A 5,200-nucleotide genomic window follows, 5' to 3' on the forward strand; every position below is an offset into this window, starting at 1 on the left:
GGGGGGCTTCCTCTCTCAGGCCGCGACTGCGGTGGTGGGGGCGACCAGGGCCCAGACAAACTTGCCGATGCCGCCCACGCGGGGGCAGCAACCCCAGCGCGCGGAGAGCTCGTTGACGAGGAACAGCCCGCGCCCGCGCTCGTCGCAGAGGGAGGCCGAGCGCAGGGCCGGTCGGCCGCTTCCGGCGTCGTGGACCTCGATACGGAGGAGCCCGTTGGTGAGGGCGAAGCGGATCTCGATGCGGCGGTCGTCGGGGGCGTCGGAGTGCTGGACGGCGTTGGCGAACAGCTCCCCGAGGAGGAGCTCGGCCACGTCCGAGTAGCGCTCCCCGGAGGGCAGGGCGGCGAGGTACGCCCGGAGCAACTGCCGCGCGAGGCGCGCCGATTCGAGGCAGGAGTCGAGCCGCGCGACGAACGCGCGGGGGCGGGGGCTGCAGCAGGTTTTGAGCATGGCGAAGTACCCCAAGGGAGCAGTGGTGCGGATGGAGAGGCTTGTCGCGCCACGTATTCCTGCTGCGGCGCCATCCAGCGCGCTACGACTCGGCCATCTCATCTGGATGAGATGACACCATGCACTTATGTACATGAGTAGCGGATAGAAGAATGCCCGACTCCTGTACATGAGTCAACCCGTCGCGAGATGAATCTCGCGACGGGTTGGAGTAGTTGATCGTCAGTCAGTCACGCGCGGGGAAGCGATAGTCGAGAACGAACTGGTCGGCGGCCATGATGGTGTCGCACACCTCCACCACACGGCCATCCGTAGTGATGGCGTCACGAACGAGATGGATCACTGGCGCACCAGGGCTCAGGGTGAGCGCTTTGGTCTCGGGCTTGGTCGCGAGCCGGGCCCGCACGGATTCGGTGAACTCCGCGAGGGAGTGGCCGTGCTCTTCGAGGCGGGCGTAGATCCCGCCACCACCGGGGTTCTCGGCGAAGACCTCAGGGATGTCCTTGACCACATCCCACGGCAGGTACGACGTGGCCTCTTCGGTGGGTACCCCATCGCGGAAGTACCGGCGCTTGCGGGCCAGTACCTGGGTGCCGGCGGGAAGGCCCAATCGATCGGCGATCTCAGGAGGTGCTGCGGTGGGGCCCACGAACAGTACGGTCACTGACGGGACGCCGCCAGAGGCTTCCGCCTCTGCGAGGTACGCGGCCTTACCGGCTTGGCGATGGGTGCGGCGGAACCGGTCCGCGGACTTCCGCTGTACCGGCGGACGGGAGCGGACGAACGAGCCTCGACCGTGGTACGTCTCGATGAGCTGAGCCGTTCGGAGTTCGGCGACAGCCTTGCGAACTGTTCCGGATGCGACTCCGTACCGCTGGATGAGTTCGGCCTCGCTCGGCACGATCGCACCGGGAGCGAGAGCGCCCGACTTGATCTGTGCGGCAAGGTCGGCCGCGATCTGTAGGTACTTTGCTGTGGCCGACGAGGCCACCTCACCGCTCGCCATAGTCCTTCAGGGCTCCTATCCTCCTGCACATGAGTAACAGCGCCGGGAAGTCCCAGTCAACGCCGCTCCACTCGGTGTCCGTCGCCGGGGTGGTGGTGCGTGAGGATGGCCGGGTGCTGGCGATTCGCCGGGCCGACAACGGGACTTGGGAACCGCCGGGCGGTGTGCTGGAGCTGGACGAGGCCATCGAGGACGGCGTGCGCCGTGAGGTCTACGAGGAGACCGGGATCAAGGTCAGCGTGGAGCGACTGACCGGCGTCTACAAGAACGTGAGCCGGGGGATCGTCGCTCTCGTCTTTCGCTGTCGATCGGAGAGCGAGGTGGTGCGGCTCTCGGAGGAGTCGGTCGAGGTCGCCTGGCTGACACCGGCCGAGGTCTCCGAACGCATGGCCGAGGTCTATGCCGTACGTGTCCTGGACGCGCTTCGGGACGACACCGGGCCGAGTGTCCGGACGCATGACGGTCGACACTTGCTGTGACAGGGCGAAGGCCCCCATCGCACGCGATGGGGGCCTTCAACGTCTCGCTCAGACCGTCGCGGTCTCGGGGGTGCGGGGGGCCGGGGTGTCGGCCGGGGTTTCCTCCACCTCGCGTACGCGGAGGGCGAGGGGGATGCGGAGGGCGGCGATCCAGGTGATCGCGGCGAGGAGCATGTGGAGGCCGACCATCAGCTCAGGGGCGTCCGTGAAGTACTGGATGAAGCCGAGGACGCCCTGGAGCAGCAGGACGGCGAGCAGTTCCTTCGCGCGGGCCTTGGCGGGCTGGGGGGCCTTTACCGCCGCGAAGACGAAGAGTACGGCGATGGCCAGGCCGACCGAGATCATGGCGAAGTCGGCGTGGAACTGGGCCAACCTGTCGTAGTCGATCGGGATGCGGGGGACGATCTTGTTGTCCTGGGGGGTGCCCGGGTGGTGGCCGGCGCCGGTGACCAGGGTGCCGGCCGCAACCAGCAGGCCGATCACGGTGACCAGGACATAGGAGAGCTGGTGGATGGGGCGGGCCACGGCGAGCTTCGCCGGGCCGTCGCCCTCCTTGCTGCGCTCCCACATCAGCAGCGCCACCCAGACCAGGGCCATCGCCGCGATCATGTGCAGCGCGACGGTGTACGGGTTCAGGCCCGTGAGCACGGTGATGCCGCCGAGGACGGCGTTGCTCATCACCAGCCAGAACTGCGCCCAGCCGAGCTTCGTCAGGCTGCGCCGCCACGGGCGGTGGCAACGAGCGGCCAGGATCGCCCAGCCGATCGCTGCGCTCAGCACGTAGGTGAGCATGCGGTTGGTGAACTCGACGACGCCGTGGAAGCCCATCTCGGCGGTCGGCGTCAGGCTGTCGTCGGTGCATTGGGGCCAGGTCGTACAGCCGAGGCCGGAGGCGGTGAGCCGGACGGCGCCGCCGGTGACGACGATGACCACGCTCATCACCAGCGCGGCGAACGTGGCGCGCCGGACCATCGCGGCGGAGGGCTGCCAGCGCTCGGCGAGCAGGGAGAAGGGGTTCAGCACGCGCTCCATCGTAGGCGGCCTTACAGGCGATCTTGGGCTGGGGCGCGGGCAGCGCGACAGGACCGCAAAGTGGATCTCTCGGACATGCCGGGCAATGGTCTTGACCAATTGCCCGCTTGACCGGAAGAGTGCAGATTGGTCCATACCTTTTTCGGGCCGCTCCCACTCCTCCCGCACGCAAGCGGAGATCCTGCACATGCGCATATCCACCTCAGCCGCCGCGCTCGCCGTGGGCGGCTCTTTCGTCCTGGCCGGCCTCGTCGCCCCCGCCGCCCAGGCCGCCGACCCCGGCCAGGAGTGCCGCAGCCTCGGGGTCGCCAATCTGTACGGCGAATTCATCGAGGGTGATGATCATCATGTTCCCGATGCCGAGGGCGCCGTGGCCGTGGGCGGCGACGCCTACTTCGGCGGAGGCTTTTCGGTCGGCCAGGAGCTGACGGCCGCCGAGGTCGACGCTCTGCCCGGCAAGAACGCGCTGGTGGTGGCCGGCGCCATCAACGGCGCCAACACCCAGGTGATGAAGGGCAACGGCGTCTACGGCAGCAAGGCGGACGGAGCCGTCATCCAGGCCCACGCCGGCACCATCGCCCAGGGCGCCTCGCCGATCGACTTCAAGGCCGAGTTCGCCAAGCTGCGCGCCGCCTCGACCTCGCTGGCCGCCGTGCCGCAGACGGCCGGCGCCACCGTCCAGGCGGACGGGACCAAGCTGACGTTCACCGGCGGCGACGCGAAGTACAACAGCTTCACCGTCGACGCGGCCAAGCTGCAGGGCGCCAAGGACGTCTTCCTCAAGGTGCCGGCCGGCTCGGTGACCGTGGTCAACGTGACCGGCGGCTTGTACGACATGGCGGCGGCCGGGACGACCGGGTTCAACATCTGGGACGCCTCCAAGGAGAGCTTCGTCCTGGACGACAAGCTGCAGAGCGCGGCGGGCGGCGCGATCCGGGCCAAGCTGCTCTGGAACTTCCCGACCGCGACCAAGGTGGTCAAGAACAGCGCCGCCGCCTGGGCCGGCACCGTGCTCGCCCCGAACGCCGCCTTCGACCTCGGCAGCGGCGGCCCGGTCAACGGCTCGGTGATCGCCGCCTCGCTGACCGGCAAGGGCGGCGCGGAGACGCACCACTACCCGTTCACCGGCTGCCTGCCGGGCACGGTCGTGCCGACCCCGACCGGCACGCCGACCAGTACGCCGACCGTTCCGGTGACGCCGAGTTCCTCGACCAGCCCGTCCGGTACCCCGAGCGTCCCCGCGACCGGCAAGCCGAGTGCGAGTGCAAGTACGAGCGGGTCGCCGAGCCCGTCCGCCTCGACGGCCGCTCCCGTGGTCTCGGCCAGCCCCTCCGCCTCGGCGAACGGCGGCGGCAACCTCGCGCACACCGGCTCCGGCCCGGTGGTGCCGCTGGCGATCGGCGGTGCGGTGATCGCCGCGGCCGGTGGCGCGATGGTGGTGGCCAGCCGGCGTCGTGCGGCCAAGAAGGCCTGACCAGAGGCGAGTTCGTCGACTGATCGACAAGGCGCCCTCGGTGATTGAACCTGATCACCGAGGGCGTCGTTCTGTCCTGAAGGTGACGAAGTTCATTCAAGTTTGCCGAAACCGCGTTCTGCGAGGTGGCGGCTGTGATGGGCTGGTCATACACATCCGAGAGCGGACCGACAGACGATATCCGGTCGAGCGGCGGGGTGTAGCGAGGTGCGGAGGTGCCGGTAGAGTCCCCCGGACAGTCGTAGCGGGCCACCGCGAACCACTCAACACGCCTGCTGCGCATGACCGTTCGGAGGGGAACAAGGTATGGCGCGACAGCAGCGACACTTCAGGATCGGCGCGGCGGCTCTCGTCGGCACGGCGACGGCCGGAATCGTTCTGCCCCTGGCGCTGGCCACCAACGCCTCGGCGCACGTGCCGACTTGGTCGGTGACCTGCGACAAGGTCGTGATCGACCTGATCAATTACAGCGACAAGGCGGACGTGAAGAACACCGTCAGCCTGACCATCGACGGCGAGAAGGTCCTGGACAACCAGGCCTTCCCCAAGGAGTTCCACAAGTCCTTCCCGGTGAAGGACCACAACGCCCCGGTCCAGGCCCACCTCGTGGTCTCCACCTCGGAGAACCCGAACGAGAAGGGCTGGAACATCGACGAGACCAAGACCATCGCGCCGTGCCACACGCCGACGCCCACCCCGACCCCGACGCAGACCCCCACCCAGAACCCCACCCCCACGCCCACCCCCACCAAAACGGCC

The 5,200-nt window shown here is 68.6% G+C and carries 5 protein-coding genes and 1 pseudogene; 3 read left to right on the forward strand and 3 right to left on the reverse strand.

Going from position 1 to position 5,200, the window contains the following annotated elements; all coding sequences use genetic code 11:
* Positions 1 to 15 precede the first annotated feature (15 nt).
* Both VM95_RS36815 and VM95_RS36820 read right to left on the reverse strand, forming a co-directional pair.
* Entirely contained in the window at positions 16 to 450 is a 435-nt protein-coding gene (locus VM95_RS36815; RefSeq protein ID WP_078861155.1) for an ATP-binding protein, read from the reverse strand.
* Positions 451 to 676: 226 nt separating this feature from the next.
* Positions 677 to 1,456, reverse strand: coding sequence for a GntR family transcriptional regulator (locus tag VM95_RS36820; protein ID WP_045705531.1), 780 nt, complete (start codon positions 1,454 to 1,456; stop codon positions 677 to 679).
* Positions 1,457 to 1,473: 17 nt separating this feature from the next.
* Here VM95_RS36820 and VM95_RS36825 point away from each other — a divergent pair, with 17 nt between their 5' ends.
* The gene (locus VM95_RS36825; RefSeq protein ID WP_063773622.1) at positions 1,474 to 1,935 is read left to right on the forward strand and encodes an NUDIX hydrolase; all 462 of its coding nucleotides are present in this window, start codon (positions 1,474 to 1,476) and stop codon (positions 1,933 to 1,935) included.
* Positions 1,936 to 1,983: 48 nt separating this feature from the next.
* On the opposite strand, the gene VM95_RS36830 is transcribed toward VM95_RS36825, so the two are convergent.
* Positions 1,984 to 2,967, reverse strand: a complete 984-nt coding sequence (locus VM95_RS36830; RefSeq protein ID WP_045705533.1) for a COX15/CtaA family protein — start codon at positions 2,965 to 2,967, stop codon at positions 1,984 to 1,986.
* 187 nt (positions 2,968 to 3,154) lie between these two features.
* On the opposite strand from VM95_RS36830, the gene VM95_RS36835 reads away from it, so the two are divergent.
* Together VM95_RS36835 and VM95_RS43025 are read left to right on the forward strand one after the other, a co-directional pair.
* Complete coding sequence (locus VM95_RS36835; protein ID WP_045705535.1) at positions 3,155 to 4,441, forward strand: choice-of-anchor A family protein; 1,287 nt, start codon at positions 3,155 to 3,157, stop codon at positions 4,439 to 4,441.
* A gap of 306 nt (positions 4,442 to 4,747) precedes the next feature.
* Positions 4,748 to 5,200 (forward strand): annotated as a pseudogene (locus VM95_RS43025) (LAETG motif-containing sortase-dependent surface protein); the annotation flags it as partial.

Origin of the sequence: Streptomyces rubellomurinus, assembly GCF_000961885.1 — a bacterium.
Lineage (GTDB): Bacteria > Actinomycetota > Actinomycetes > Streptomycetales > Streptomycetaceae > Kitasatospora > Kitasatospora rubellomurina.